The following is a 23,213-nucleotide window of genomic DNA, read 5'->3' as shown; positions in this document are numbered from 1 at the left end:
CCGATATGCTGTTGGCATGACCCTTACCATCGCGAGCGTTAATGTCAACGGAATCCGCGCTGCGTGCAAGCAGCGCAACGAAAATAACCCCGGAATGAACGCCTGGCTAGAGGAGACTCCGGCCGATATCGTGCTCATGCAGGAGGTGCGCGCAACCCCGGAGCAGGCCGAAAAGGCCCTGGCCCCAGCTTTAGAGGCGGGGTGGCACTTAGCTCTTGCCGACGCCGCCGCAAAGGGCCGCGCCGGCGTGGGTATCCTGTCTCGCACCCCGCTTGCCGACGTCGAAGTGGGCTTCGGCTCCTTTACCGACGCCGGCCGCTGGATTGCGGCTACCACCCGCGATATTCGCGTCGCCTCGCTGTACCTGCCTTCCGGCGATACCGGTTCACCGAAGTTGGATGAAAAGTACCGCTTCTTGGATGAGTTCCAGGAGGTGCTGGCGAAGAACGCGGCGCGCACGAATTCTGATGGCAGCCCGGCCGACATGGTCATCGGCGGCGACTGGAATATCTGCCACCGCGCCCAGGACCTGAAAAACAATAAGGCCAACGAAAAGAAGGCTGGCCACCTGCCGGAAGAGCGCGCCTTTATGGATCACGTCTTTGGCGCGTTCCCGGATGACAAGCCGCAGGAGAAGAAGAACCTGGGGCAGTGGCAGGGTGTTGTCGAGTACGCCGGCGGCGAGCCGTGGGCCCCGGCCGCAGAACCGCAGTGGTTCGACGTCGCCCGTCGCCTGCATCCGGACGAAGACGGTCCTTATACCTGGTGGACCTACCGCGGCCAGGCGTTTAATAACAACGCCGGGTGGCGCATCGATTACCAGGCGGCCACCCGCCCGATGCTGGAGCGCGCGCAGCGCACCTGGGTGGAAAAGGCCCCCACTGTAGAGCAGCGCTGGTCCGACCATTCCCCACTGCTGGTGGAGTACCGCTGATGACGCCACTATTTAGCGTCCTGTATGTAGTTGGTATTACGGCCGAGTCCATGACCGCCGCATTGTCCGCCGGCCGCCAAAAGCTCGATCTTTTTGGCGTCACCATGATTGCCTCCATGACGGCGCTGGGCGGCGGCACGGTGCGCGATATGATCCTCGATGACCCTCCCTTTACCTGGGTTGAGCACCCCATCTATTTGGTAATCGTCATCGTGGCGGCCGTGGTGACGGTGGGCATGTCATTCCTCATGCACTACTTCCGCCACCTCTTCCTCATCTTGGATGCGCTGGGGCTTGCGGTCTTTTCGGTGCTCGGCACCCAAATCGCGGTCCATCTGGGCCACGGGTTCATTATTGCCTCGGTCTCTGCGGTGATTTCCGGCGTCTTTGGAGGAGTGCTGCGTGACCTGCTTTCGGATCGCATCCCGTTGGTCTTTTCCGGCGAGTTCTACGCCGCTATCTCGCTGCTCGCCGCGGCGCTATTTATGGCGCTGTACCACAGTGGCCTGGCCGAGGAACCGACCGCGATTATCACCGCCTCCGTGTGCTTTATTGCTCGCTTGGCCGCGATCTACTTCAAGAAGGGCCTGCCCGTCTTCGAATACCGCGACGCCGAGCAGCAGATGGACCCGCGCCTGCGTTTGTCTGCGCGCATTGTGCGCGATGGCGCCCGCAAGGCCAAGCGCAAGGCGGGCGCCGCCACGCGCTATGCCAGCCCGATCACGCGCCCGCTGACCCGGCCGCTTAGCCGACCCTTGAGCCGCACCTTCAGGAACAAGTCTCGAGCGTTTTCTACCGCGACCGAAGGAACGGACTACAGCGATATGTCGAGCAACCGCATCGCGCGCCGGCCGAAGCGGCAGTCGATTACGCGGCCGAGCGGCCGGCACTCGCCAGGGGCGAGGGGAGTCAACGTGGAGCAGCAGTGGAGCTTTAATAAGGGGGACGTCGGCAAGCGCAAGGCACCCAAACACAAGCAGTAGTGCTATTATGGGCAGGTCAAAAAATTCAGTAATCTGCAACGGAGAAAGTTCATGGCTCGCGCAATTATTTCTTTCGTCCTCGGCGCTGTAATCCTCGGCCTGAGCATCTGGTGGTGGACCGTTGTTGGTCCGTCCTTCGCTTTCCTCGGCCCCATCGTGCTCATGGGCGTGGGCGGCGCGCTGATGGTATCCGGTTGGGCCATCCTGATGGACGTAGTCAGCCCCACCTCCCGCAAGCTCTAACATCCTTGCGCCGCATCCCCTGCCTAATCGGGCAGGGGATTTTTCGATCCTTCGCTCAGGCGGCGCCGGGGAAGGATGTGAACCGTGCGTCGGGGCTAGGGGGTAGGATAAGGCACCATGACTGCAGACAATTCCACCGTTTCCCGTGTCCTGTCCGGTATCCAACCCACCGCTGATTCCTATCACCTGGGTAATTACCTGGGAGCGCTGAAGCAGTGGATTGACCTGCAGGACGGCTATGACGCCTTCTACTTCATTCCTGACCTGCACGCGATCACCGTGGAGCAAAACCCTGAGGAGCTGCGCAACCGCACCATCGCGGGTGCCGCTCAGCTTATTGCCCTAGGCATTGATCCGGAAAAGTCCACGCTCTTCGTGCAGTCGCACGTGCCTGCGCACGCGGAGCTGACCTGGGTACTGCAGTGCCTTACCGGTTTTGGCGAGGCCTCCCGTATGACCCAGTTCAAGGATAAATCTGCCAAGCAGGGCTCGGACCGCACCTCGGTGGGCCTATTTACCTACCCGATCCTCATGGCCTCCGATATCTTGCTCTACTCGCCGGATTATGTGCCGGTGGGCGAGGACCAGCGCCAGCACCTGGAGCTGACCCGCAATCTTGCCGAGCGTTTCAACAATAAGTATGGCGAGACCTTCAAGGTGCCGGAGCCGTTCATCCCGGAGGGTGCGGCAAAGATTTATGACCTGCAAGAGCCGACGTCCAAGATGTCTAAGTCCGGCGCCAACCCGAAGGGCCTGGTCAACCTGCTTGATGCACCGAAGACCTCGGCTAAGCGCATCAAGTCCGCCGTGACGGATGACTTGGGCTCGGTGGCTTTTGACCGCGACAACCAGCCGGGTGTGTCCAACCTGCTGGTCATCCAGTCTGCGCTCACCGGTGAATCCATCGATTCCTTGGTGGAAAAGTACGCCGGCCAGGGCTACGGCCACCTCAAGGTCGATACCGCCGACGCGCTGCAGGAATTTACCACTCCGCTCAAGGCGCGCTATGACGAGTTGATGGCGGACCGCGGCGAGCTCGAGCGCATCCTGGCGCAGGGCGCGGAGACGGCGCAGGAGATTGCCCAGCCGCTTGTCGACGCCGTCTATGAAAAGGTCGGCTTCCTTCCCCGCCTGCGCAAGTAGTAAGCGGCCGCTTCCCCCGTGCCCCACCCCGCAAAGGGACAAGTGGGCATCTGCCAGTTACTCTAGGTGAGATAAAAACTGTGCGAGCAAGAAGGGAAGCACGTGCCTACCACCACGCAATCCTCCTCGAAGAAGACGGACCACTACGGCATCGAACGCGCCAATGCCGACGATCCCGGTGCGGTAGATAAGATTCGCTCCAAGTCCGGATTCGTTGACCACCTCATGCGCATGAACGAGCGCTACGGTGCCGAAGGCGGCAACCAGTTTGCCGCCGGCATCACCTATTATTCGGTGCTCTCCATCTTCCCGCTTGCCATGCTGGTCGTGGCCACCGTCGCCGCCGTCTTGGCTAACCGCGAGGACCTGCTCAATGATCTGCAATCCCATATCACCAGTTCTATCGATGGCGATATGGGAGATACGGTCAATGAGATCTTGGATACCGCCATTGACCAACGCGGCGCCATGTTCGGTATCGGTGGTTTGACCACTCTGTGGTCCGGCCTAGGCTGGATGAACAACCTGCGCATCGGTATCTCGGCCATGTGGGGCATCGATGCCAACGAGGGCGGTTCCTTCTTGAAGAAGAAGTTGTCTGACCTGGTGGGCCTCATTGGCCTTATCGTGGCATTCCTCATCGCCTTTGGCGTCACCGCCGCCGGGTCCTCCGGCCTTACCCAGAAAATCTTTGAGCGCGTAGGAATCGAGTCCTTCCCGGGCATGGACTCGGTTATTTTCTTTGTCGGCTTGGCAGTGGGCCTTCTGGCCAACCTCATCGTCATGTGGTGGCTGATTATGATCCTGCCGCGCACCAAGGTGCCGAAGAAGTCCGGCCTTATCGGCGCGGCCATTGGTGCCGTGGCTTTTGAGCTGCTCAAGCAGCTGTCCACGCTCATCATGTCCTCTGCTACCGGCAGCCCTGCCGGCGCGGTCTTCGGCCCCGTCATCGTGCTCATGGTGGTCATGTATCTGATTTGGCGCGTGGTGCTGTACGTCTCCGCGTGGACCGCCACCACCGCCGAGTCCCTGAAGTACGCTCACCCGCCGGTCCCAGAGCCGGCCGTTATTCGCGTCCGCAACGAGGTCAAGGAAGGCGCGCCTGCAGGTGCGACCTTCGGCGTTGGCGCCGCTGTAGGCGCCGCGGCCGTGGGCGCATGGAGCTTGTTGCGCCGTAAGTAAAATCTCCTCCTTAGGGGTGAGGCCGCCGCTGCCGTTGGGCTTTAAGATGGAGCATTATGAACGCCAATGACATCGCACCGAATCTTTATGAGGAATGGGGACTAGATCGCCGCGATGGCGAGCACGAGCTCTTAGTCTTGCTGGAGTCCAAGGATGTGCTGCTACAGCAGCAAGGCCACGACATTGAAGATCCGCGGCGCGCGCAGCTGCGCATCGCTGCCAGCGTCTTGGGCTCTGCTGCAAAGCGGGCCGAATACGATAAGGCGTGCGCGGCGGGAGTGCGCCCCACCTGGGGAGACCTCGGACAGCTGGGCGCGGTAGGGCAGTGGAACCCGCGGCCACTGCAAGCCCAGCAGCAAGCTCAGTCCTTCCAGCCCGGTCAGGCGGCCGGGCCGGGGCGTCACGCTCAGCAGGAACCACGATTTGCGCAGACCTCGAGCCCCTATGGGTCGCCGTATGCGCGCAATCCCTTTGCCCCGCAGCACAATCCATTCCCGCCGGCAACGGCGAACGCGGCTGTACCCGCGCCGTTGGTACAACAACCAGCGGCCGAAATTAGCCAGCGCGCCGGTCAAGATGCGCGCATCGGCATGGCCATTTTGGACCTCATCTTCTTTTCGCTCATTAGCGGCAGCTTCGGCGGCGCGCTGCTGTCCGGCGGCGTGGATGAGCTCTCGACGTTCATTGGCGGCGCCATCATCTTGCTGCTCTACACCTTGGGCACCGAATGTTGGCTCGGCGCCAGCCCGGCCAAGCTGCTGATGGGCTACACGGTGCGCGATGTCGACACCAAAGAGCGGCTCACCCTCACCCAGTCCGCTAAGCGCCAGTGGTGGCGCCTAGTCAATATCGTGCCGGGCCCCGGTACGTTCGCCAGCTGGGTGGGCGCCGGCGTGCATACCTTCACCATTTCGGAGAAGAATAACCGCCGCGGCTCCCACGATGAGTGGGCTAACGCCGAAGTAGTGAAAAAGCACCCACGCAAATAGCCAGCAACACTACGGCGCCGGCGATAACCCAGCCGAGCCACCCCTGCACCCCGGCCAAGGAGGAGTTGGCCGATTGTGCCTGGGCATCGGGGGCCGGGGAGGCAGTGGAGTCGGCGTCGGAATGGACGTCGGCAAGCAACTGCCCTACACCGTCACCGGGATGCACCTTGTAGGCCTCGTGCAGCAGCTTCTGGGCCTGCTCCCACGCGCGCGGGCCGTGCTCCACGGTGGTATCGAGCAGCACCGCCTGCAGCCGTCGGCCATGGCGGTCGAGCGCGCCGACGAAGGTATGGTGCGCGTCATCGGTAAAGCCCGTCTTGCCACCAATGCCGTCCGGATCATTGAGGAAGAGCCCGTTATCGTTGCCTAATTGGTAACCGTCAAGGTCGCCCCAGCCGGGAAAGTCCACGGACTCCGTATCCACAATCCGCGCGAAGGTCGGGTTATGGAAGGCCGCGCGGTAAATGCGGGAAATATCCTCGGCCGAGGTAGACATGCCCGGGGCATCGAGCCCAGAGTAGCTGGCCGCGTAGGTGGAATTTGTGCCGATCTCGGCCGCCTTCTCATTGACCTTGCGCAGCGTGGCCTCGTCGCCGCCCAATTCCTGTGCCAGGGCGTGCGCGGCATCGTTGCCAGAGGCCATGAGCAAGCCCTGCAAAAGCTGTTCCACCGTGTACGTGCCGCCTGGGCCGATGCCGACCGCTGAGCCGTCAATCTGTGCCGATTCTTCGCCCACCTCGACCTTCTGGTGCAGATCCAGTTCGTCGATAACCACCAGCGCCAGCAGTGCCTTGATGATGGAGGCCGGCCGGTAGCGGCCGTTAGGGTCCTTCATTGCGATGATTTCGCCGGAATCGATATCGGAGACCATCCACGCCGCGGCCACCACATCCTTATCCACCTTGAACCCTTCGGGCAGGGTGGTGCCACAGGCCTCATTGCTTTCCACCGGCGGCAGCGGGGTGGGTGAGGCCTGCCCAGGAGCGAGGCGCTCCGAGGTGGTGGTGGCCTTTTCCGGGCGCTCGGCGTGCGGGCACTTATCGGTATCCGGGGCGGTGGTGCGCATGGTGGTAGGAGTTTCCGGCTCTTCCGCCAGCGCGAGCGGTGCGCCGCTGAGCAGGACGGTAACGAGGGAACTAGCTATAATTCTTTTCATGACATGACACATCTTAGGCCCGTGCCTACGATGGGACGCATGCATGACGCGCCTTTGATTAGCCCTGAAAACAAGGACTCCGCCGCCGACGTGGTGGCCAAGCTGCCTAAGGTCTCCCTCTTTGAGCCCATTAACTCCACGGCCGCTACGCCGGAGGAACTCACCGCGACCATCCGTGAGCGCTACGAAGCCCTAGCCGCAGACGGCGTGGTCTACGCGGAACTGCACTTGGATCCAGCAGCGATTGGCCTGGACGCTGCCGCGGTTGTTGAAGCCGCCGTTGCAGCCCGCATTCCTTCCCTGGACTCCCGCCTCGTCCTGGCCGGCACGGCCCCTGAGGCAGCAGTGCCTGACGACGCCCCCGTGGTGGGCTATAACCTCCCGCAGGACGAGGCGGGCGCGGCCGCGGACTTCCGCGCCGCCTACCTACCCACCCAGATTCACGTGGGCGAGGACTTCGCGGAAGTTGAGCGCGCCGCCCAGGCCGGCGTGAATCGCCTTATCCACCCGGTGAATATGATCGATGACTTCACTGCGAATATCGAAGGCATCGTGCCGGGCAAGGCCTCTGGCTACATCCGCGACCGCCATATTCCCCTGGTCTTTACCCCACTGGAGGAAGCCGAGGAGCTGACCGACCACCCACTGCCACTGCTGCAGCAGCTGGGCTTTACCTGCACCATTTCCTCGGGCGAGACCACCTTGACCAAGCAGTTCCTCGCGCTGAGTGAGACCTTTGGCTACGGGCTGGAGGAATTTTTCGACCTCACCGTCAAAGCGGTGGAGAATTCCTTTGCTGACCAGGAATTACGGCAGCATCTGCTAGAAACGGTTATCCTGCCAGCATACGAGGAACTTTCAGACCCCGAGCTGGCAGGCCCAGACACTGAAGAGTCTTTGGCAGACGCCGCTGAAGAAACTACTGACTAAAGGAGAATTACATGCCTTCCGTACTTTTTGTTGTTACCGCCGCTGAGGAATGGACGCTGGCCGATGGCACCAAGCGCCCGACCGGTTACTGGGCCGAGGAGCTTATTGCACCGCACCGCGCCTTCCAAGGCGCAGGCTGGGATATCCACTTCGCTACCCCCGGAGCAAAGGCTCCCGTCGTAGACGAGTACAGCCTGGAGGTACTGCCCGATAACGTGCGCATGGCGCAGGAAAACTACCTGGCAGAGTTAGGCGTAGCGCTGGAGAACCCGATGAACCTGGCCGATGTCAATGAGGAAGACTATGACCTCATCTTCTACCCAGGCGGCCATGGCCCGATGGAGGATCTGGCCTATGACCAGGATTCCGCTAAGCTTCTGCAGGCTCGCATGGATTCCGGCCGCGCGCTCGGCCTCGTTTGCCACGCCCCGGCAGCGCTATTGGCCGTAGATAACGAGAACTGGCCGTTCAAGGGCTACAAAATGACTGCTTTCAGCAATGCTGAGGAGGGCGAGGACGTCATCGCCGCCGCTAAGTGGGCGCTGGAGACCCGCCTGCGCGAGCTCGGCGCGGATTACCAGGAGACCGATCCGATGTCCCCGAACGTCATTGTGGATCGCAACCTGTACACCGGCCAGAACCCGGCTTCCTCTGAGCCGCTGGCACAGCGTATTCTGCGCGATTTCTAAATGCGCGTTTCGCGAGTCCTCAAGGCCGGGGCTGCCCTGACCGGTGTGGTTGGGGTAGCGGGCATGGCGGCGTATGCACTCAGCCGCCGGCCGTACCTGCGTGAGGTGGCACCGGGCCTTCGCAGCCCGATTTTGTACCTGCCTATGCACCTGCTTGCCGACGCCACCTTTGCCCGCGCCAGCCGCTTCTTTGCCAGCATCGACTTCTCCCGTCCGGTGCGGCACGCGGTGGATATTACGGAGTTTTCCGCTTCCTTCGATGGCCACGCCTTTAGTGCCCGCGTGCTTACCCCACGCGGCGATGCCCAGGGCGCAGCCACCGCTGGGCCGCGCCCCGTGGTCGTATGGACGCACGGCGGCGGCCATCTCATCGGTGGCCCGGCCATGTACGACCCGCAAAATGCCCGCATGGCGTCCGAGCTCGGTGCCATCGTGGTAGCCCCGCGCTACCACAAATCCACCCAAGAGCCGTTCCCCGCGGATCATGATGAGTGTTACGCCGCGCTGCGCTGGGTGCAAGAACACGGCGATAAGCTGGGCGGGGATACCTCGCGCATCGCCGTCGCCGGCGATAGCGCCGGCGGTGGCCTTGCCGCGGGCTTGGTCCAGCGGGCCTTGGATGAGGGCCATCCGGTCCGCGCGCTCGGCTTGGTCTATCCCATGCTGGATCACCGCACCACGGATAAGTCCGGTGCGGTGGGCCAATTCATCTGGACGGCGGGCCCGAACCGCGGCGCGTGGTCGATGTACCTGGGAGATGACCACCTAGATGTTGACCTGCCGCCCTATGCTTCGCCGGCCACGAGCAGTGATCTTTCCGGACTGCCGCCCACGTGGATCGGGGTGGGCGGCATCGACCTTTTCTGCGATGAATCCGTGGCTTTTGCCCAAGCCCTCGATGCGGCCGGCGTGGACACCACCCTGGATGTGTGGGCCGGCGCCTACCACGGGTTTGACCAGATTAAACCCAAGGCGCCACAATCGCGCGAGCTTATCGACGCCCTCATTGACCACCTTCGCCGCCACCTCTAAAGTCACGTACTAAGGGAGGACGAGCGATGAAATACAACACGCACGTGTCGTGGGTCGTAACTTTCGCCAGCCTGATTGTTCTCGGTCTGATTCTGGGCGGAGTCTTTGGGATAGGAACCCTAGGCCGCTCCATTATTGGACTCAGTGCCTTTGTTGTGTGGCTGATTTTCGATAAATACATGCGCGACCGGACCCGACGCCAAGAGGAAGAAGCGTCGGGCAACTAGACGTAAAAAGCCGCCCCGTCTCCGTCCAGCTGCTGTGCAGTGGGGCAGAGGCTAGGGCGGCGGATGCCACGCGCGGACCGGGCCGCGCGAACTGGTACGGGTTTAGAACTTAGAGAAGCGCTTGATGAGCATATCTTCCAAGCCCTTCCAAGACTCGGCGTGCTCGTTATATGGCTTGGACGGTACGTAGCCGGCGTGCTCGGTGGAGCCGAGCATGTAGCCCAAGTAGTCCTGCAGGCGCGGGTGAGCCAGCATATAGGAGTTAATGGAATCGTCGCCGGCCCAGTCAGCGGCATCGGCGCATACCTCATAGCAGCGCGCCATCTGATCGGAATCGACGGCCTCTGGGCCCTTTTCGATATCGCGCACGATGCCGTTGAAGGAGTACTGGTTATCCGGGTGGACCTGAATTTCTAGCTCGCCGGCATTAGCGGCGGCGACAACCTCTTCCCAGGTGGATACACGTGCCAGGTCGTGGTCATCGTTGTCCATGATCCAGCGCACGAGGGTCTTCGGGGAATCGAAGGTGAAAATCTCGCCCCACTTGCCCAAGAAGATGGGCTTGCCGTCCAGGTAGGTGCGCAGGGTGTAGACGGACTTGGACTGCGCGGTGATCTTGATGGGATCGATGCCGGCGGCGGCCCACGGGGAGTTATCGTACGGGTCAGCGGCCTCGGCGGCAGCCTTGCGCTTTTCCTCGGCTTCCTTGGCCGCTGCAGCGGAGGCGGCAGCAGCAGAAGAGATGCGCTCCTTGGCATCGGAGACCTTGGCCGCATCAAAGTCATCGCTGGAGACCACGCGGACGTGCTCATCCAGGTCCTCGATGACCTTCTTCCAGTTGCCGGCGATGACGTGGCCCACGCCGGACCACTCGCTCATGCCCTGTTCGCCGGAGTAGTGGTCGGCGCCGCGGGAGACGTTGCGCAGGATGGAGTGGGAGGCGAAGAAGATGGTGGTGTGCTCTGCACCGGCGACGTCGGCAAGCGCGGAGGCCATCTCCAGGTTGCGGGCCACCGTGGATACGTTCCGGTGGCTCGGGCGACCAGCCAGCGCCTCCGGCATGCCGATGAGGTCATACTCATCGCGCTCCGCCGGGGTAACGCGGTCCGCATCGCGGCCGGCAAACTGGTCCCAGTGCGGGTGGTCCAGCAAATCATGCTTAGTGCCAGACTCCACGAAGCACAGCAGCTCGGCGGGTGAGTTAAAGGCTAGGACGGCCTCGTCATCGCCCAGAAAGGCCTGCCACTCGGAGCCATGTTGGCGCCACTTGGGTGCCCAGAGGGTATAAAAATCGCCCTCGGTCAGCGAGAGCTTTACAGGTACAATTGCGCGGGTGCTCATGGCGTTTTAGTCTACCCAACGCCCTAAGCAGCGCGCGAGGCCGCACCGGCCTTAGGCCGTGGGCCGCCAAAAGCCTTTGAATTGCATACCCATATTTGTGGTGCGCAGCGGGTTGGTTTGCACCGGGTCTCCGGCCTCCACGATTTCGCCATTGCCGGAATACATTGCCACGTGCCCATCCCATACCACCAGGTCACCGGGCTGCAATTGATCCGCGCTAACCTGCTGACCAACCGTCTGCTGGTCCGCCGTGCGGGGCAAGTCCACTCCGGCCTGTGAATAAGCCCATTGGGTAAGGCCCGAGCAATCAAAGCCACCGTTTCCGGTGCCGCCCCATACGTAGGGCTGGCCCACTTGGCTCTTCGCCGCGGCGACCGCGGCCTGCCCGGCGGCCGAACCGCCCTCGGCAGAAGGCTTTGGTGCGGGCGGGGGAGAAGATACCTCGTGTGCGGTGGCGTCGGCGCCAGCATCAGCGCCCGCGGCGGATTGTTCTGGAAGAGCGGTGGAGTGCTGGGCGCCGGTGGGGCTTGCGGGGGCGTCGGCAAGCGCGGAGTGCACCGGCCGCTGCGCTACCGGCTGCAGGGACTGAGCAGCCGCGCTGAGATCGCCCATCAAGCGCTGCACGCGGGCAGTGGCCATGCCCAGGTGCTGGGAGATAAGCGCGCGAAGCTGAGCCAGAGCGGCGGCACGCGCCGACGGATCCAGCGACAGGAAACCCAGCGCGGTGGGCAGGGCCTGGCGCACCAGCTGCGTGGCGATGCCCACCAGATCCCGGATGGTGCCCGCCACCAAGGTGCGGGCCTGTCCGAGCGCGGCAGAGATGGTTGCATTATCGAGATCGATATTTTTCGCCGATTCGAGTAGGGGAGCGGGATTGCCGTGGGCGATAGCGGCCAAAGGCTCGGCGGCGGAGAGATCCGGCACGCGGGGAAGCTCAACCTCCGGAAGCTGCGCCGGTTGCATGGTGGCAATCTGCTTGAGCGCGGTATCGAGCATCTACATCGCCGCCCCAAGGTGCTGGCCTAGTGAGGCATCGGTGTCTTCTGCCTCGCGCGACATCTGGAAACCGGAGTGGGCAACCTGCCCCATATCGTTGCGCAGCACGCTCATGCGCGCGCCCACATTATCGAGCGCGGCATGCACAGCCTCATTGAAAGCGGTGAATGTGGAATCTTCAGGCAAAACGGGGTGGGGCGGATTCTCCCCTTGGGACTGGGCGTGCAGGTCGCGGGCGAGGTGGCGGGCATAGTCAGTATCGATCGTGAAAGGTCTCATGCCCTATTGGACTGCCCGATGGCCCATTTGGTTCCCAAAAAGTTTAAAGTGGTGGTCATGGACATCCACGTTGTAGACCACCCGCTTGCCGCCTCCCGCCTTACCCTCATGCGCGATGCGCGCAGCGATAACTCCGCGTTCCGCGCCGCCCTGAAAGACTTGGGCGCCATGCTTGTCTATGAAGCATCCCGCAACCTTGCCGTGGAGAACTTCGACTGCGCCACCCCGGTTTCTACCGCACAGGGCACCCGCCTGCAGGACCCGCCTATCATCGTGCCGATCATCCGCGCTGGGCTGGGCATGGTGGACCCGGCCCTGTCCATGATTCCGGATGCGCAGGTGGGCTTTATCGGTATGGCCCGCAACGAAGAGACGCACGAGCCAGTGCCGTACCTGGAGGCATTGCCGGAGGACCTGACCGGCCGCACGGTGTTCGTGGTGGATCCGATGCTGGCCACCGGTGGTTCCCTGCTGCACGCATTGCGCCTGCTTGCCGATCGTGGCGCTACCGATATCACCGCCATCTGCATGGTTTCGGCGCAGCCGGGTGTGGATGCGCTGGCTGAATCCGGTCTGCCGGTGCGCCTAGTCACCGCCGCTATCGATCCTTCGCTCAACGAGGATGCTTATATCGTTCCGGGCTTGGGCGATGCTGGCGACCGCCTCTACGGCCCGCGCAATATCGACCTTTAAGGTAATCTTCTCCCTGGAAAGGCGACCGCACTTTCCAGGGGGAGAATATGAGTTTCATTCATCTAATGTGGTCGAGCTACGGCCACGGATTTTCGCAACAATTGCGGCGAGTGCGAAAGCGTCGGGGGATTTCGCAGCAGGCGCTGGCGGAGATTTCTGGGGTCTCTCGCAGCCAAATTTCCAATCTGGAGCGCAACGAAAATGGCGTGCACGCCATGGCCGATCCGCAGCTGTCTACGGTATATAAGCTGGCCTTGGCACTAGAAATCCCACCGGCGGTGCTGCTGCCGGCCGGCGGGGACGTGGTCGAAGGGCATTTGACCGATTCCGCGGTGGCCGCCGCCGAGGACGTCGCGCCCTTCCCACAAGGCTATGTGGATCGGCGTCGGTTTGCCGCCACGTGGAATGGCGCCTTGAGCTAGAGCACCCCGCATCACCACCTGAGTTACTGAACCGCATGGTCTAGTTGTAGACTTTGCACCCAGACGTATTTCAACGACAGGGAAGGCACGCGGATGATCTCGGAATTCATCAACGAGTGGTTCAATGCCCACCGTGCGGAGGTCATCGCGTGGCGGCGCCATATTCACCGCCACCCGGAAACCGCGAACCAAGAGGTAGAAACCACCAACTTCCTCGCTTCTATCCTGCAGGACTACGGTCTGGAGCCACAGCGCTTCCCCCAGACCGGCCTCATGGTAGACATCGGCCCCGATACGGAACTAGGCCGCTTAGCTTTCCGTGCGGATATCGATGCCCTGCCAGTCACCGAAGTCACCGGCCTGGAATATACCTCTGAGGTGCCCGGCAAGATGCATGCGTGCGGCCACGATGTGCACACCACCGTGGCGCTCGGCCTAGCCTGCGCGGTGGCGGATTTTCAGCGCGTCCACGACCTGCCATTGGGTATTCGGGTCATCTTCCAACCGGCCGAGGAAGTATGGGTCGGCGGTGCGACCGACGTTATTGAATGGGGTGCGCTGGAAGGCGTGCATTCCATTTTTGCCATCCACGCCGAGCCCAAGCTGCGCGTGGGGCGCATCGGTATCCGCGCCGGGGCGATTACTTCTGCTACCGACGTCGTGGAGCTCAATATCAAGGGCCCAGGCGGGCATACCTCCCGGCCGCACCTGTCGGCCGACGTTGTGTATGCCCTAGGAAAGGTCATTACCGAACTGCCCGCGCTGCTCTCGCGCCGCGTTGACCCGCGCACCGGCACCGTTTTGGTCTTTGGCCAGGTCAATTCCGGCTATGCGCCCAATGCCATTCCGGAGACTGGCAGCTTGACCGGCACCATGCGCACGGCCGATATTGGCATCTGGCGCGATATGCAAAGCCTCTTTACCGAGCTGGTGGAGCAAGTCCTCGCGCCTGTGGGCGTAGAGCATGAGCTGACCTACAACCGGGGTGTTCCGCCGGTGCTTAACGACGACGTCGCCACCGCCCTGCTTGCCTCCGCCGCCCAATCCATCGACCCGCAGGCCGTCGTGCAAGCCCCGCAGTCCTCCGGCGGCGAGGACTTTTCCTGGTACCTAGAAAAGGTCCCCGGTTCCATGGCGCGGCTGGGCTGCTGGTCCGGCGAAGGCGAGCAGCATGACCTGCACATGGGCGATCTTATCGTCGACGAGCGGGCCATAGGCGTGGGCATCAAACTTTTTGGCGCCGTGGTTGAGCAGTTCATAGGGGAGAATGCGGAGACAGACTAACGCGCTTTAAGGTCCTACACGTTAGACTCGTAAGCGACTTTTAAAGTGGAGCCGATAAAGGAGCAAGTGCGTGTTGAACCAGACCAAGCGAATCGTCATCATCGGCGGCGGCCCAGCCGGCTATGAGGCAGCGTTGGCAGGTGCTAAATATGGTGCAGAAATCACCATTATTGAAGACCAAGGCATGGGCGGCAACAGCGTTATCTTGGACTGTGTTCCTTCCAAGTCCTTCATCGCTGGTGCCAATATTAAAACCGACCTGCGCCGTGCCGAGGATATGGAACTTAACCAGGGCATTGGCCAGGCCCATCTTTCCTTGACCGCACTGAATAAGCGCGTGCAGGATCTGGCAAGCAAGCAGTCCTCCGATATCCGCGCCACGGTGGAATCCCTAGGCGCTCGCGTTATCGATGGCCGTGGTTACTTCCCAGAGGATCAGGAAGCCGATGCCTTCGGCGGCCACAAGGTCACTGCCGTATTCAACGAGGACGGCCACGAGGAAACCATTAACGCAGATCTCGTCTTGGTGGCCACCGGCGCCACCCCTCGTATTCTCCCCGGCGCTCAGCCGGATGGCGAGCGCATCCTTACCTGGCAGCAGGTCTACAACCTCACCGAACTGCCGGAGCACCTCATCGTTGTTGGCTCTGGTGTGACCGGCGCCGAGTTCGTCTCCGCCTTCGCAGAGCTGGGCGTCAAGGTCACCATGGTTGCCTCCCGTGACCGCATTTTGCCGCATGACGACGCCGATGCGGCCGACGTCCTCGAGACCGTGCTTAGCGAGCGCGGCGTTGAGCTGGAAAAGAATTGCCGCGTGGAAACCGTCAACCGCACAGAGGACGGCAATGTGCTGGTGACCACTCAAGACGGCCGCGAAATTACCGGTTCCCATGTCATCATGTCTATCGGCTCTATCCCTAATACCCAGGATTTGAAGCTGGAGAACGTTGGCGTGGAAACCGCCAAGTCTGGCCACATTCAGGTTGACCGCGTCTCCCGCACCAATATCGCCGGTATCTACGCCGCTGGTGACTGCTCTGACCTTTTCCCGCTGGCTTCCGTCGCGGCAATGCAGGGCCGCGTGGCCATGTACCACGCCTTGGGTGAGGGCGTGTCCCCGCTGCGCCTGAAGACCGTGGCCAATGCCGTCTTCACGCGCCCAGAGATCGCAGCCGTAGGCTTTACCCAGGCAGAAATCGAGGCCGGTGAGGTAGCCGCCCGCACCATTACCATGCCGCTGAATACCAATCCGCGTGCGAAGATGCGCTCGCTACAGCACGGCTTTGTCAAGCTCTTCTGCCGCGCGACCTCCGGCCGCGTTATCGGCGGCGTCATCGTCGCGCCGACCGCCTCCGAGCTCATCCTGCCTATCGCCATGGCCGTGACCAACCAGCTCACCGTGAACCAGCTGGCTGATTCCTTCGCCGTTTACCCGTCTCTGTCCGGCACCATCACCGAGGCTGCGCGACGCCTCGTGGCTCACGACGACCTAGAGTAAGCGATCTTTTCCTTTCTTTTGCGCCCGCCTTTAGTAGCCAGCCTAGGGTGGGCGCTTTTGCATGCGTTGTTAAAAGGTGGAGTAGGAATGCTCGGCGGTGCGATTGAGGGAAACCTGGATGGGGCGATCTGCTTGTGGAAGGGCACGCTGGGGACAATGTTCGCGCGGGCAAGCTGTACAACCAGGGCCGATAGGGGTGGCGGCGGATATGTCTAGATTAAGAGCATCGGCGTAGACAATGCGGTCGGCCTCAGAGATATCGCAGCCTAAGCCCACGGCGAATTCTTTGCGAGGGGTTCCCTAAGATTTTGCGGTTCCTTGCACAAAGCGACCTATCCACAGGTAGGCATGGCCATCCGGCATGGCGGCTACCTGGCGGGTGATGCGGTTGGGCGTTTCAAAGGCGCGGTGGACTACCCACAGCGGGCAAGAACCACCCGAGCGGGCGAAGTGGAAGGCGGTGGAGGATTGGCGCTTGGAGATATTTCCGGCGCCGCCGCGGCGAAGACTACATCCAGCCCTCCCGCAAGAAGGGCTTTGCGGAGAACTTCCTCTGAATGGTCTTCGGTGATGAGGAAGGCTCTCCAGCTACCAACCGCGCCGATATCAAGGCCTTTGATAAGTCCCTCATCCTCTATGCCGAGCATTCCTTTAATGCTTCCACTTTAGCCGCCCGCGTGGTGACCTCGACCATGTCCGATACTTATTCCGCGATCGTCGCGGCCATCGGCGCGCTCAAGGGGCCCTTGCATGGTGGTGCCAATGAGGCCGTGATGAAAAACTTCCTGGAGGTTGCCGTTCTTTCCAAGACAGAAGAGTGGACCAAAAAGAAGCTGGCTAACAAGGAATTGGTCATGGGATTTGGTCACCGCGTCTACAAAAACGGCGACTCCCGCGTGCCAACAATGGAGGCAGCGTTTAAGGAGCTGGCCGAACAACACGACCAGACCCAGTGGGTTGACATGTATGACATCATGGCCAAGACAATGGAGGAAAACACCTCCATCAAGATCAAACCCAACCTCGACTTCCCGGCTGGACCTGCCTATCACATCCTGGGCTTTGACATTGAATTCTTCACGCCAATCTTTGTGATGGCCCGCATCACCGGTTGGACTGCGCACATCGTAGAGCAGAACGAGAATAACTCGCTTATCCGCCCGCTATCTGCATATAACGGCGAGGAGCAGCGTTCGGTTCCACCGAAGTCCTTTTTAAACGTGTCAGCTCCCCCAATTCCGGCACCGTCAAGTTGGCCGGAGCGGGGGAGCTGACATACTTGTCGTGGCTTTCCTGCGGTCGGGCTATGGCTGGATACGCCGTGCGAGCAGGTAAGCGACTATGGAACAGACAATAATGCTGAGTCCTGTAAAAAAGAACAATCCCGGCCACGGGGCTTCAATTTCTGGAGCGCCGACGTACTGGAAAATTAGAGTGAGTGCGAAGTCTACTAGAACAATGCCCGCGATGATTCCAGCAATGATGAGCAGGCGTGAAGCCCAGGAATGAGAAGAAGCAGAGCTGAATATGAGGCCTATGAGCGTACCGATATAACCGGTCATGAGGTGACCACAAGTGAAGCTGCCGAAGGTCGCGATGCGGACGAAAATGAGAGCGGCATCAATATTTCCAGGGGCAATGACCCACGAAGAATACATAGCTACGCCGGCGCGTAGGGCAGCATAGTAAGTCAGCCAAGCAATAGCTCCGAAAACCAGTGCAGCTACCCAAAGCGTTGCGTGCATACTGGTTAGCCACTTTGTTGAGGGAAGCCCTAAGCCACGAAGCGGGCGGTACTCAGTAGCTGCAAAGGCGCAATAAATTCCCCAAATGAATACGGCGAAGAAACCCCAATCCGCAGGGTTGATGATTGTCTCGGGATCAGACGGTAGAAAATACGGAACAGTCCAGAGCAAAACGATGATAATGCTCACGGAGATTAGCGATTTTTTGGCATTGAGGTTGAAGGTCTTCAATAGCTTCATGACTAGGACTCCTCATGTGGGGTGCGGGCGGATTCATGGGCGCGGGAGACAAGGGAATCAATGAGCTGGCCGTCGTCAAGGTAGGAGACGGTGATTTGGGTGGCGTCCACGGTATCGTCCGGAAACGGTACCGGGGACCAGGCATGAACCTTGGTGGTCGAGCCAAGCGAGGATTGGTGGAGGGGCAGGGCGTCGGCAAGCGCGAGGGCTTGCTCAACGTCCTTTGCGCTGCCCGTGAGCACGGGGTAGTGCGGCCGTTGGGATTCAAGATCTGTGGGTCCGTTGACCGTGCCTTCCTGCACGGTAATGACTTGGTCAATCAGCCCCACGAGATCTTCCGCGCGGTGGGAAGAAAGCACAAGCAGCCAATCCGGGCTGGCTGCGGCATGGGCGATGATGAGCTCACGCAGGCGCGTGCGCGTCGGCGCATCCAAGCCATTGAAGGGCTCATCGAGGAGGGTGACCGGTGTGCGCGCTGCCAGGGCAGTGGCACAGGCAACCAATTGGCGCTGGCCGGTGCTTAAAGAGCGGTTCTTGCTGCGCTTATCGATGCCCATCTTATCCAACAGCTCCTCCGCATACCCCACGTCGAATCCCTCACGTACGTGCTCTGCGGCGCGCAGGTGCTGGCGCACGGTGGAACCGGCGAGCAAGATATCGGCTCCGGTGCGCGCGATCGCCACCTGTGGGGTATCGATGCTGCCTTTGATGGGCAGGAACCCCGCTACCGCGCGCAAGAGCGTGGTCTTGCCAGCACCATTGGGGCCGATCAGCCCGTACATGCCGGCGTTGAGATCGAGGTGTGGCACGTGCAGGCGGCGCTTGCAGGTGACGTTCTTCAACTTAAGGTGCGTCATGATGGTCTCCTTCGGCTTCGATGAGGTCGGCGATGTCGCTGGCGCTTAAGCCCAGCGCGGCTCCTTCTTTCAGGAGGGGAACGATGAAGTCTTCCCTGAGTGATTCTTGGCGTTGGTGGCGTACCTTGTCGCGCGCGCCTTCACGCACAAACATGCCCAGGCCGCGTCGCTTTTCCAGCAGACCTTCCTCGAAGAGGACGGTTAGTGCCTTTGCGGAGGTAGTGGGGTTGACGGAATGGAAAGCTGAAAGCTCATTGGTACTAGGGGCGCGTTCTCCCTCGGGGAGTTCGCCGGAAATAATCATGTCTCTGATTCCTCCTGCCAGCTGTTGATAAATAGGCCGAGTATCGCTCATGGTGCGGCCTCTCGTGTATGTGGCATGTGATTCCTTCCCTGGTGTATGGGTTTACCACCTATGTGGGTAACCATATAGCGAAAGGGGCCCGCGATCAACATGATTTGTGACCGCGGGCCGAGTGGAGTGGTGTTTAGGGCTAGTGAAGGCGTCTTTGTTGAATGAATGCTCCGATTAGGGTGCCCGCTAGGACTGAAGTGATGGTGAAGCCTATTGCGTTCCAATCGACTGCGAACAGAAAGCCATCACCGAGCAAGAAGCTATATGCTGCTAACGGGGCGAGACCGCTGAAGACTCCGATGATTAGGGAACTCAGGCAGATAATCGCTATGGCCCACGAAAACGATTTGAAGCTCCAATCACGGCGAAGACCCAAGTGGAAAAAGGTGGTGTGCAGTGTGTTCATACTGGTATTTAGGCCGCGCGCAATCGCAAAAGATATGGCGATTGCAGAAAGCAGAGCTGCTGTAAGGCTGATATAGAACGATAAGGGGGTCTCGGTTTCGTAGCCTTTGGAAAGCTGGATATCCTCAGGTGGTATACCAAGATGGTTAGCGATTTCTGGCACTCGTTCTGCCTTTTGGGCGGATAAGCCGTCGAATATCCATTGGGTTGAAATGCTAGGAATTTCAAGACTTTGTGCGGTGCTGTTTAGCACCACACCGCCGACTTGTTTCTCCCAATAGTTTCCAAAAGAACCCTCTTGGGCCTCGAGCGTGTGCGACTTTTCGTTTGAATCGGTGATCTGTGTGTGAGAGGCATCCATAAGTTTCTTGTCGCGGACAAGAACACCACCGCTTTCCAGGGTTTGCCTTTCGTCGGAAGTAAGCTTTTCGTCCGTGAGCTTCTCCCAACTCTTGGCATCCTGGACGGAAAGAATGCCAAAAGTTCCCGATACATCAGGAGTCATCGGCAATCCTGCGGAAAGCTGCTGTGCAGAAATGGGTTCGGGCAAGTCACCTTGGGATACTAATGAATTCTGTGCAGATTCTCTCGCAGAATCCATTTCATCTGGCAGGGTCAAGATTGCTTGGTCGGGTGCGACAATTGGTGCGTAGGATTCAGCTTCTGAGGCAGTCATACTAGCGGCCAGGTTGCTGCTGAAGATTGCTATCCCTGCTGTACTGGACAATAGGGCTACTCCAATTAGCGGGAGAAAACGGTGCGAACTTAGAAAGCGACGGGCCAGGTGACTCGGTGACGTTGGGGAATCGCTTTTAATAGAAATAGTTACAGCGAGCGTCAACGCTATCGCGAGCGCTAACGTAGGGATTGGAGCAAGAGTTGTGAAAATTTCCGGGCCGACTACCCCAGCGAACAATACGGTTGCTAGTGCTATGGCGCACAGTGCCGGGATAGCCCCGGCTGAAACCCGCTTCCATTTAGCAGAAAGTTGATGTTCCGCAGTTTGGGCTTTTTGGAACCGGATTGGTAATGCAGTTGTCAGTGCGCTGAAGATCGGGGGAAGTAAGGCGGACGCTAAAAGCAACCCGCACCATTTCCAGGGGAGGACGAAATCCCGCCCAGGCACGGACCCCAACTCTGCTAGATGGGTTCTAAAGAGGTGAGGGAAAAGCGTACCGGTGACAATAGCGCACACTGAAATTGAAAGGACTAGAAAAAGGATCTGTACGTGGAAGATAGCCCACAACTTCTTCCTGGATATTCCGAGTTGATGTAGAGCGTTGGCCGGGGCTTCGAGCGCGCGCCTTTGCATGGCAGTTAGGAAGGCTGAGAAAAATAGAGGTAAGAGAAACGCAAAAATTCCGAAGAAAAACGAGTATTCATCAAGAAGGCTTTTGGGAGGCTGATTCTCCAGCGATTGCCTTGAGAGGTAGGACAGTTTCACTGCTTCTCTGGCGCTGAACTCGGCATTGTCTACGTGAGCAATGCGATCCATTGTCTTTTCTAGTTCTTCTTGGTCCGAAGACTGGTTATCTAAAAGCATTGGGCGCGCCCCAGCACTAGATGGGGATGAAGGAGTGGTGCTGAGATCCCATGTGCCAGGCGCTGCGTACACGGCGGTTGCGGTCGGTACATATTTACTGGTAACGGTGCCGACCACGTTAATCTCCAGGTTGCTACTAAAGGCACTGACCCCTGATTCCTCGGAAAGACCGCTAGCTGTGGTTGCGATAATTTCCCCCGGAGAGGTTGGCCACCGACCTGATTCCAAAGTTAAACCGTAGCTGGGCCCTTGGCTTTCCCAATCACCCTCCGAATATGTCATTCGGTGATCGGGGTCAGTATCCACGTAGAAGTCTTGCGATACAAGTTCACGGGAGAACCGCTTGGGATCTGACGGTGCGGATAGGCAATCGTCGATATCGTCGCCTAAGGAAAGTGAACAGGGCGCGTCTGCTCGCTGGTGGTTATCGCCTAGGTTCGATGCGACGTGTTGTTCGGCGGACATTGTCATAAGCATCGCACTCGTGGCTGTAGCGGCAAGGAGGAGAATGCTGAGAGCAGCTAGTGCGTACATGAGACGCACTTTGGGCTGTCCTTTAATGATTTTGGATAGAAGTTGGCTAACCAAGTGATTCCTCCGCCTCCTCTGCATTGTGTAGAAGGCCGTCGATCAAGGTGAAAGATCGGGTGCAATAGTCCAGAACGATCGGGTCATGGGAAGCAGTGATGATGGTTGTTCCCTGACTGGCGAGTTTTCTAAACAGTGCAAACACGCTTCGCGAGTTTTGTTGATCCAAAGCGGCAGAAGGCTCGTCTGCTAGTAGGATCGACCGGTTTCCGCTCAACGCACGGGCAATACCGACCCGCTGGCATTGGCCGCGGGACAATTCGTCGGGATATCGGGTCTCTAGTCCCTCGAGACCTACTTGTTCTAAGAGGGATTCAGCCGCCGTTCGAGAATCTACAGGCTTGTATCCTGCTGCTGATAGGACGAGTTGCACGTTTTCGGCGGCGGTCAGCTCGGGAATGATGAGATCGGATTGGTGGACAATGCCAATAATCTCCCTGCGCAGACGAAGCAATTCCTTTTCAGAAGCGGTATCTACTTTGACCCCGCTAACCGTGACTGAGCCCGAGTCTATGGAGATTAAGCCGGAAAGCATGTCCAAAAAAGTGGTTTTCCCTGAACCGCTTTTGCCGGAGATTGCAATGAAGTCTCCCTGTGCGGCTTTTAATGAAACTCCCTTGAGTGCGTGAGTCGCCTTAGGGCCAACGCCGAGTGTTTTATGAACTTGGTGAATGTGAATTTGGGTCATTTAGTTCTGAAATATTGAAGCTGGGAAGAAAGATGATTGTCATCCTTCTTCCCAGCTAACGGATGTCTACTTAGCAGCCCCGATTAGTGCGCCACGAGGTAAGGGTGTCGTTGCTCCACCAGCCCACATAATTGTTATTGGAAAATGGAGTCATGGTGTGACACTTGCCGCCACCATTGGCGTGCTGGTACCAAGCAGCATGGCCTCCAGTGTTATTGATCCACGATGACATCTTGTCATTGGCGTTGCGCGAAACGTTCATGATTCCGATTCCAGGGCCCCGGGAACCTAGGAATCCGCTGAAGTTAGCTTCGTTGAAAATGCACACAAGGCCTCCACCGCATTCACCTGCGGAGGCACTGGCTGCTGGTACAGCGATTCCGCTCAGTGCTGCGATAGCTACGCTGGCTGTAGCGAGTTTTTTATTCTCATTTTCTCTCCTTGTTAGAGATTGGCGGGACGTGCGCTGGGTGCGCAAAACGAAAGTAACACCTTGCATATAAATATGCATTAATTAAAGAAAAATTAGTATGAAGTGAAAATGAACACTTAGTGAATCCAAGGGTGTCCCCGCTGTATATTTTGCTGAGGCGAAAATTTGCAAGATTTACAGACCGGCTAACCCTGTTATTACTGGTCGGACTGCAGAAACCACCCATTCAACGGTTTAAGCGCTGGATAGTGTGGCAAACTCCGCTTGAAAATGGGCAGACAAGGAAGGTTTCGATCTCTAAACTGAGATACGGATCACCCAAGAGGAGGTGCTGTATC

24 protein-coding genes and 2 pseudogenes are annotated in these 23,213 nt (G+C 59.5%); 15 read left to right on the top strand and 11 right to left on the bottom strand.

All coding sequences use genetic code 11. The features are described from left to right. The first annotated feature begins 16 nt into the window (after positions 1-16). The 6 genes from RAE09_RS07275 (at position 17) to RAE09_RS07250 (ending at position 5,474) form a co-directional block, all read left to right on the top strand. Positions 17-934, top strand: coding sequence for an exodeoxyribonuclease III (locus RAE09_RS07275; protein ID WP_200435836.1), 918 nt, complete (start codon positions 17-19; stop codon positions 932-934). Beyond that, entirely contained in the window at positions 934-1,917 is a 984-nt protein-coding gene (locus RAE09_RS07270; RefSeq protein WP_250411281.1) for a trimeric intracellular cation channel family protein, read from the top strand. The genes RAE09_RS07275 and RAE09_RS07270 overlap by 1 nt, the downstream gene beginning before the upstream one ends. A 51-nt stretch (positions 1,918-1,968) precedes the next feature. Beyond that, positions 1,969-2,160 (top strand): hypothetical protein, encoded by a 192-nt coding sequence (locus tag RAE09_RS07265; RefSeq protein WP_005322618.1) that lies wholly within the window; start codon positions 1,969-1,971, stop codon positions 2,158-2,160. Between the two features lie 117 nt (positions 2,161-2,277). Then, positions 2,278-3,303 (top strand): tryptophan--tRNA ligase, encoded by a 1,026-nt coding sequence (gene trpS, locus RAE09_RS07260; protein WP_005322617.1) that lies wholly within the window; start codon positions 2,278-2,280, stop codon positions 3,301-3,303. A gap of 102 nt (positions 3,304-3,405) precedes the next feature. After that, a complete protein-coding gene (locus RAE09_RS07255; RefSeq protein WP_005326776.1) occupies positions 3,406-4,485 on the top strand; it encodes a YhjD/YihY/BrkB family envelope integrity protein in 1,080 nt (359 codons plus the stop codon). A gap of 56 nt (positions 4,486-4,541) precedes the next feature. Further along, positions 4,542-5,474: an RDD family protein gene (locus tag RAE09_RS07250; RefSeq protein ID WP_005326774.1), complete on the top strand. Its 933-nt coding sequence runs from the start codon at positions 4,542-4,544 to the stop codon at positions 5,472-5,474. On the opposite strand, the gene RAE09_RS07245 is transcribed toward RAE09_RS07250, so the two are convergent. After that, positions 5,437-6,630 carry a D-alanyl-D-alanine carboxypeptidase family protein gene (locus tag RAE09_RS07245; RefSeq protein WP_005326771.1) on the bottom strand — a complete coding sequence of 398 codons (1,194 nt, stop codon included), beginning with the start codon at positions 6,628-6,630 and terminating at the stop codon, positions 5,437-5,439. The genes RAE09_RS07250 and RAE09_RS07245 overlap by 38 nt on opposite strands. A 39-nt stretch (positions 6,631-6,669) precedes the next feature. Between RAE09_RS07245 and RAE09_RS07240 the strand changes: the two genes are divergently transcribed. Genes RAE09_RS07240 through RAE09_RS07225 form a run of 4 tightly spaced genes read left to right on the top strand, consistent with a single transcriptional unit; the run spans position 6,670 to position 9,508 of the window. Then, on the top strand, positions 6,670-7,560 hold the full coding sequence (locus tag RAE09_RS07240) for an adenosine deaminase (protein ID WP_394372002.1): 891 nt from the start codon (positions 6,670-6,672) through the stop codon (positions 7,558-7,560). Between the two features lie 11 nt (positions 7,561-7,571). Then, entirely contained in the window at positions 7,572-8,249 is a 678-nt protein-coding gene (locus tag RAE09_RS07235; RefSeq protein ID WP_005322612.1) for a type 1 glutamine amidotransferase domain-containing protein, read from the top strand. After that, positions 8,250-9,281 carry an alpha/beta hydrolase gene (locus RAE09_RS07230; protein ID WP_316981325.1) on the top strand — a complete coding sequence of 344 codons (1,032 nt, stop codon included), beginning with the start codon at positions 8,250-8,252 and terminating at the stop codon, positions 9,279-9,281. A 26-nt stretch (positions 9,282-9,307) separates the two neighbouring features. Then, on the top strand, positions 9,308-9,508 hold the full coding sequence (locus RAE09_RS07225; protein ID WP_316981324.1) for a hypothetical protein: 201 nt from the start codon (positions 9,308-9,310) through the stop codon (positions 9,506-9,508). A gap of 102 nt (positions 9,509-9,610) precedes the next feature. Here the strand turns inward: RAE09_RS07225 and RAE09_RS07220 are convergent, their stop codons facing one another. The 3 genes from RAE09_RS07220 to RAE09_RS07210 are packed head-to-tail and all read right to left on the bottom strand — an operon-like array spanning position 9,611 to position 12,124. Further along, a complete protein-coding gene (locus RAE09_RS07220; RefSeq protein WP_005326765.1) occupies positions 9,611-10,849 on the bottom strand; it encodes a hypothetical protein in 1,239 nt (412 codons plus the stop codon). A gap of 51 nt (positions 10,850-10,900) precedes the next feature. After that, positions 10,901-11,845 carry a C40 family peptidase gene (locus tag RAE09_RS07215; protein WP_316981323.1) on the bottom strand — a complete coding sequence of 315 codons (945 nt, stop codon included), beginning with the start codon at positions 11,843-11,845 and terminating at the stop codon, positions 10,901-10,903. Next, a complete protein-coding gene (locus RAE09_RS07210) occupies positions 11,846-12,124 on the bottom strand; it encodes a chemotaxis protein (RefSeq protein ID WP_250411305.1) in 279 nt (92 codons plus the stop codon). It lies immediately after the preceding gene. A gap of 57 nt (positions 12,125-12,181) precedes the next feature. On the opposite strand from RAE09_RS07210, the gene upp reads away from it, so the two are divergent. From upp to RAE09_RS07190, 4 genes are all read left to right on the top strand, one after another. Next, complete coding sequence (gene upp / locus RAE09_RS07205) at positions 12,182-12,817, top strand: uracil phosphoribosyltransferase (protein ID WP_250411307.1); 636 nt, start codon at positions 12,182-12,184, stop codon at positions 12,815-12,817. 47 nt (positions 12,818-12,864) lie between these two features. Beyond that, positions 12,865-13,239, top strand: coding sequence for a helix-turn-helix domain-containing protein (locus RAE09_RS07200; RefSeq protein WP_005322588.1), 375 nt, complete (start codon positions 12,865-12,867; stop codon positions 13,237-13,239). Positions 13,240-13,332: 93 nt separating this feature from the next. After that, a complete protein-coding gene (locus RAE09_RS07195) occupies positions 13,333-14,523 on the top strand; it encodes an amidohydrolase (RefSeq protein ID WP_316981322.1) in 1,191 nt (396 codons plus the stop codon). Between the two features lie 70 nt (positions 14,524-14,593). Further along, positions 14,594-16,021 (top strand): NAD(P)H-quinone dehydrogenase, encoded by a 1,428-nt coding sequence (locus RAE09_RS07190; RefSeq protein ID WP_284868018.1) that lies wholly within the window; start codon positions 14,594-14,596, stop codon positions 16,019-16,021. A 69-nt stretch (positions 16,022-16,090) separates the two neighbouring features. Here the strand turns inward: RAE09_RS07190 and RAE09_RS07185 are convergent. Further along, a pseudogene (locus RAE09_RS07185) lies at positions 16,091-16,528 on the bottom strand (DUF2083 domain-containing protein); the annotation flags it as partial. Here RAE09_RS07185 and RAE09_RS07180 point away from each other — a divergent pair. Next, positions 16,510-17,295: pseudogene (locus RAE09_RS07180) on the top strand (citrate/2-methylcitrate synthase); the annotation flags it as partial. The pseudogenes RAE09_RS07185 and RAE09_RS07180 sit on opposite strands and share 19 nt — an antisense overlap. Before the next feature lie 30 nt (positions 17,296-17,325). On the opposite strand, the gene RAE09_RS07175 reads toward RAE09_RS07180, so the two are convergent. From RAE09_RS07175 to RAE09_RS07150, 6 genes are all read right to left on the bottom strand, one after another. Then, the gene (locus RAE09_RS07175; RefSeq protein WP_316981321.1) at positions 17,326-18,006 is read right to left on the bottom strand and encodes a transglycosylase; all 681 of its coding nucleotides are present in this window, start codon (positions 18,004-18,006) and stop codon (positions 17,326-17,328) included. A 2-nt stretch (positions 18,007-18,008) separates the two neighbouring features. Further along, entirely contained in the window at positions 18,009-18,863 is an 855-nt protein-coding gene (locus tag RAE09_RS07170; RefSeq protein WP_316981320.1) for an ATP-binding cassette domain-containing protein, read from the bottom strand. Beyond that, on the bottom strand, positions 18,850-19,218 hold the full coding sequence (locus tag RAE09_RS07165) for a GntR family transcriptional regulator (RefSeq protein WP_316981319.1): 369 nt from the start codon (positions 19,216-19,218) through the stop codon (positions 18,850-18,852). The genes RAE09_RS07170 and RAE09_RS07165 overlap by 14 nt, the downstream gene beginning before the upstream one ends. Before the next feature lie 139 nt (positions 19,219-19,357). Next, the gene (locus RAE09_RS07160; protein WP_316981318.1) at positions 19,358-21,631 is read right to left on the bottom strand and encodes a hypothetical protein; all 2,274 of its coding nucleotides are present in this window, start codon (positions 21,629-21,631) and stop codon (positions 19,358-19,360) included. Between the two features lie 115 nt (positions 21,632-21,746). After that, positions 21,747-22,442, bottom strand: a complete 696-nt coding sequence (locus RAE09_RS07155; protein ID WP_204610076.1) for an ABC transporter ATP-binding protein — start codon at positions 22,440-22,442, stop codon at positions 21,747-21,749. Positions 22,443-22,512: 70 nt separating this feature from the next. Continuing rightward, positions 22,513-22,941, bottom strand: coding sequence for a peptidase inhibitor family I36 protein (locus RAE09_RS07150; RefSeq protein WP_316981345.1), 429 nt, complete (start codon positions 22,939-22,941; stop codon positions 22,513-22,515). Positions 22,942-23,213 lie beyond the last annotated feature (272 nt).

The sequence above is a fragment of the Corynebacterium tuberculostearicum genome (genome assembly GCF_032821615.1).
Taxonomy (GTDB): Bacteria; Actinomycetota; Actinomycetes; order Mycobacteriales; family Mycobacteriaceae; genus Corynebacterium; species Corynebacterium tuberculostearicum_H.
Note: the sequence above shows the minus strand (reverse complement) of the source record. Positions and strands in the feature narration are given on the sequence as shown.

Excerpts from the sequence above, each read along its gene's own strand:
- RAE09_RS07275 (WP_200435836.1), top strand. The coding sequence starts at position 17 with ATGACCCTTACCATCGCGAGCGTTAATGTCAACGGAATCCGCGCTGCG.
- RAE09_RS07270 (WP_250411281.1), top strand. The coding sequence starts at position 934 with ATGACGCCACTATTTAGCGTCCTGTATGTAGTTGGTATTACGGCCGAG.
- RAE09_RS07265 (WP_005322618.1), top strand. The coding sequence starts at position 1,969 with ATGGCTCGCGCAATTATTTCTTTCGTCCTCGGCGCTGTAATCCTCGGC.
- trpS (WP_005322617.1), top strand. The coding sequence starts at position 2,278 with ATGACTGCAGACAATTCCACCGTTTCCCGTGTCCTGTCCGGTATCCAA.
- RAE09_RS07250 (WP_005326774.1), top strand. The coding sequence starts at position 4,542 with ATGAACGCCAATGACATCGCACCGAATCTTTATGAGGAATGGGGACTA.
- RAE09_RS07245 (WP_005326771.1), bottom strand. The coding sequence starts at position 6,630 with ATGAAAAGAATTATAGCTAGTTCCCTCGTTACCGTCCTGCTCAGCGGC.
- RAE09_RS07240 (WP_394372002.1), top strand. The coding sequence starts at position 6,670 with ATGCATGACGCGCCTTTGATTAGCCCTGAAAACAAGGACTCCGCCGCC.
- RAE09_RS07235 (WP_005322612.1), top strand. The coding sequence starts at position 7,572 with ATGCCTTCCGTACTTTTTGTTGTTACCGCCGCTGAGGAATGGACGCTG.
- RAE09_RS07230 (WP_316981325.1), top strand. The coding sequence starts at position 8,250 with ATGCGCGTTTCGCGAGTCCTCAAGGCCGGGGCTGCCCTGACCGGTGTG.
- RAE09_RS07225 (WP_316981324.1), top strand. The coding sequence starts at position 9,308 with ATGAAATACAACACGCACGTGTCGTGGGTCGTAACTTTCGCCAGCCTG.
- RAE09_RS07220 (WP_005326765.1), bottom strand. The coding sequence starts at position 10,849 with ATGAGCACCCGCGCAATTGTACCTGTAAAGCTCTCGCTGACCGAGGGC.
- RAE09_RS07215 (WP_316981323.1), bottom strand. The coding sequence starts at position 11,845 with ATGCTCGATACCGCGCTCAAGCAGATTGCCACCATGCAACCGGCGCAG.
- RAE09_RS07210 (WP_250411305.1), bottom strand. The coding sequence starts at position 12,124 with ATGAGACCTTTCACGATCGATACTGACTATGCCCGCCACCTCGCCCGC.
- upp (WP_250411307.1), top strand. The coding sequence starts at position 12,182 with ATGGACATCCACGTTGTAGACCACCCGCTTGCCGCCTCCCGCCTTACC.
- RAE09_RS07200 (WP_005322588.1), top strand. The coding sequence starts at position 12,865 with ATGAGTTTCATTCATCTAATGTGGTCGAGCTACGGCCACGGATTTTCG.
- RAE09_RS07195 (WP_316981322.1), top strand. The coding sequence starts at position 13,333 with ATGATCTCGGAATTCATCAACGAGTGGTTCAATGCCCACCGTGCGGAG.
- RAE09_RS07175 (WP_316981321.1), bottom strand. The coding sequence starts at position 18,006 with ATGAAGCTATTGAAGACCTTCAACCTCAATGCCAAAAAATCGCTAATC.
- RAE09_RS07170 (WP_316981320.1), bottom strand. The coding sequence starts at position 18,863 with ATGACGCACCTTAAGTTGAAGAACGTCACCTGCAAGCGCCGCCTGCAC.
- RAE09_RS07165 (WP_316981319.1), bottom strand. The coding sequence starts at position 19,218 with ATGAGCGATACTCGGCCTATTTATCAACAGCTGGCAGGAGGAATCAGA.
- RAE09_RS07160 (WP_316981318.1), bottom strand. The coding sequence starts at position 21,631 with ATGTCCGCCGAACAACACGTCGCATCGAACCTAGGCGATAACCACCAG.
- RAE09_RS07155 (WP_204610076.1), bottom strand. The coding sequence starts at position 22,442 with ATGACCCAAATTCACATTCACCAAGTTCATAAAACACTCGGCGTTGGC.
- RAE09_RS07150 (WP_316981345.1), bottom strand. The coding sequence starts at position 22,941 with ATGCAAGGTGTTACTTTCGTTTTGCGCACCCAGCGCACGTCCCGCCAA.